Source organism: Streptomyces tauricus (genome assembly GCF_014650955.1).
In the GTDB taxonomy this organism is placed as follows: Bacteria; Actinomycetota; Actinomycetes; order Streptomycetales; family Streptomycetaceae; genus Streptomyces; species Streptomyces tauricus.
The window spans coordinates 1-3,111 of record NZ_BMVY01000090.1 but is presented as its reverse complement, the minus strand read 5'-3'; the positions used below and the strand labels follow the sequence as shown (position 1 = coordinate 3,111).

Below are 3,111 nucleotides of genomic sequence, written 5' to 3'. Positions count from 1 at the left end.
CAACGAGATGGTGGCTTCCTGGGTGTGGTGGGGGTCGAGGTTCACGACCACCAGAACCGTGTCCGTGCCGTCACGCTTGCTGTACGCGATCACGGCGTCGTTGTCGGCCTCGTGGAAGTGGATGTTCCGGAGCCGGCGCAGTGCGGGATGCTCCCGCCGGATCCTGTTCAGCGAACCGATGAGCGGTGCGATGGACGTGCCCGCCCGCTCGGCGGATTCCCAGTCCCGTGGCCGCAGCTGGTATTTCTCCGAGTCGAGATAGTCCTCGGTACCGGCTCGTGCCGCGGTGTTCTCGCACAGCTCGTATCCCGCGTACATCCCCCAGGTCGGCGAGAGCGTCGCCGCCAGCACGGCCCGGATCTCGAAAGCGGGCCGCCCGCCGTGCTGAAGGAACTCGGGGAGGATGTCAGGGGTGTTGACGAAGAAGTTCGGCCGCATATGGGCGGCCGCGTCACCGGAGAGTTCGGTGAGGTATTCGGTCAGTTCCTCCTTGGTGTTGCGCCAGGTGAAATACGTGTACGACTGCTGGAAACCGATCGCGCCGAGCGTGTGCATCATCGCCGGGCGGGTGAACGCCTCGGCCAGGAAAATCACATCGGGATCGGTGCGGTTGATCTCCCCGATCACCTCTTCCCAGAACATGACCGGCTTCGTGTGCGGATTGTCGACACGGAAGATGCGTACTCCGTGGCTCATCCAGAAGCGCAGAATGCCGAGGGTCTCCTCGACCAGGCCCGGCATGTCCTCGTCGAAGGCGATCGGATAGATGTCCTGGTACTTCTTCGGCGGGTTCTCCGCATAGGCGATCGTGCCGTCCGCCCGGTGCTGGAACCATTCCGGGTGCTTCTCCACCCAGGGGTGGTCCGGTGAGCACTGGAGGGCGAAGTCGAGCGCGATCTCCAGGTCCAGTTCCGCGGCGCGGCGCACGAAGTCGTCGAAGTCCTCGATCGTGCCGAGGTCGGGGTGGACGGCGTCGTGGCCGCCCTCCGGTGAGCCGATCGCCCAGGGCACACCGACGTCCTCGCGGTTCGCCGAGAGGTTGTTGTTGGGGCCCTTGCGGAAGGTCGTACCGATGGGGTGGATCGGTGGCAGGTACACCACGTCGAAGCCCATCTCGGCGATCGCGGGCAGCCGCCGGGCCGCCGTCCGGAAGGTGCCGCTGACCGGGGGCTTCCCGGGCTCGACCACCGCGCCCTCCGAGCGCGGGAAGAACTCGTACCAGGAGCCGAACAGCGCCCGCTCCCGTTCCACCAACAGGGGGAGCGGGGCCGACCGGGTGATCCGCTCCCGCAGCGGGTGCCCGGCGAGTGCCGTGTCCACGTCCGGAGTCAGGGCGGCGGCGAGACGGGCGGACGGGGGCCGGGAATCGTCGCGCAGGGCGTCCGCGGCGGTCAGGACCGCCGCTCGGCCGGCGTCGCGCGGCACATGGGAGGCGGCCCGCTCGTACAACTCGGCGCCCTCCTCCAGGACCAGGCCCACATCGATGCCGGCCGGGATCTTTATGCGGGCCGACCGACGCCAGGCGGACACCGGGTCCGACCACGCCTCCACCCAGTACGTCCACTCGCCCACCGCCGTGGGAGTGACGTCGGCGCCCCAGCGGTCCGTACCGGGGGCCAGCTCCCGCAGGGGGGTCCACGGGCCGGTGCGCCCGTCGGGGCCGCGCAGGACGACGTTCGCGCCGACCACGTCATGGCCCTCGCCGAACAGGGTGGCGCTGACCTGGAAGGTCTCGCCCACCACCGCCTTGGCGGGACGGTTGCCGCGGTCGACGGCCGGACGGACGTCGACGACGGGGACGCGGCCGATCTGAACGACGGTCGTGCGGCCAACAGGGGGGACGTGGCCGCCGGCCGGGTTCTCGGTCATGTGATTCATCTCCGTCGTCGATGTCCTTGTCCAGGTCCGTGGTCGCCCACGGGATGGAGGGCTCTTCCTAGGTCGCGGGGCTCACCGCGAGGCCGTCGGAATGCCCCGGAAACGCGCCGATCGGCGGGCCGTGTTCGGCCCGTTCGCGGCGCCGGGCCGAAGTGGCCGACAGATAGCGCTCGGCGGCGTGAACCGCCTCACGCGCGCAGCGTTTGCCCATGAGGACACAGAGCGTGTAGCCCGTGTCCTCGAAATTGCCTCGCGCGCCGTGGTCGGCGGGGGCCGCGAGCATCATGCGTTCCCAGGCCCGGTACAGCTCCAGCAGCCTGGCGACCTCGTCTTTGGCAGGCAGCAGCATCTCACTGGTCACCTTCCATTCCCTCGGATGCGCACGGTTCGCCCGGATGTGCGTGATGACCGTGCACGCGGAGGTATCGACCGACTACGGCGGCCGACACCTTCACTCATGGTGCACGTGCAGACACTCAACGTCCTGTTGTCGCTTCAACGACATTGGGCCGTCGCTCGGGTTGCACGAATGGAGTACCGCTCGCACTCTGGGAAATGACTCAGAAGCGATCACTGCTCACGCTCTGCATGCAGAGCTCGCCCCCCCCGGGGGGGCGCGGAGGAGCGAGAGCTTCGCCGGTTGCCGGTGAGGAGCCAACGACGATGAAGACCGTAGTGCCCTGCTACTACCACCTCGACGTGGAGGTCAGTCCGGAACGGGTCGATCAGGTCAGGCGCATTCTGGCCGCCCACCTCCGGTACTGGAATCTGGAGAACCTCGTCGAGCCCGTCTGCCACTGCGCGGAACTGCTGCTGCGGACGATCGACGCGCACGCGACGGACAAGAACACCACGCTCGAGATGTGGTGGAACGGCCAGCACCTCATCACCGCGATCGCGGACATCGACGGGAAGTCCCACCCGGAAGCCGCGACGCGGGGCTGGCTGGCGCATGTCACCGCGCTGAGCGACGGCTGGGGGTGCTGTGCCACGGGCAGTGGCGGACGGATCGTCTGGTTCTCCCGGCGGGCGCGCGCCATGGAGCGGGCGCCGCTGGTTCCGTCCGCTCCCGCGCCCAGCCTGCGGGAATCCCGGGGCACGCCCCGCGAGTTGCCGGTACCGGTCCTCGCGGGACCGGCGCCGGAGGGGCCGCTCGTGGGCGCGACGGCCGAGTAGCGCCGCGCCGTTCGGCCCGCACCGCACGGACGCGGCGCCGGGCCGAACGCGCGCGGT

3 protein-coding genes are annotated in these 3,111 nt (G+C 69.3%); 1 reads left to right on the top strand and 2 read right to left on the bottom strand.

What is annotated here, in order from left to right; translation table 11 throughout:
• Together IE278_RS41655 and IE278_RS41650 are read right to left on the bottom strand one after the other, a co-directional pair.
• Positions 1-1,869 (bottom strand): alpha-1,4-glucan--maltose-1-phosphate maltosyltransferase (locus tag IE278_RS41655; protein ID WP_246571852.1); only part of this gene is annotated, 1,869 nt, incomplete at its 3' end.
• Between the two features lie 67 nt (positions 1,870-1,936).
• The gene (locus tag IE278_RS41650) at positions 1,937-2,227 is read right to left on the bottom strand and encodes a DUF5133 domain-containing protein (protein WP_189780237.1); all 291 of its coding nucleotides are present in this window, start codon (positions 2,225-2,227) and stop codon (positions 1,937-1,939) included.
• A gap of 314 nt (positions 2,228-2,541) precedes the next feature.
• Here IE278_RS41650 and IE278_RS41645 point away from each other — a divergent pair, with 314 nt between their 5' ends.
• Positions 2,542-3,054, top strand: coding sequence for a pep a2 (locus IE278_RS41645; RefSeq protein WP_189780235.1), 513 nt, complete (start codon positions 2,542-2,544; stop codon positions 3,052-3,054).
• Positions 3,055-3,111: the final 57 nt, after the last annotated feature.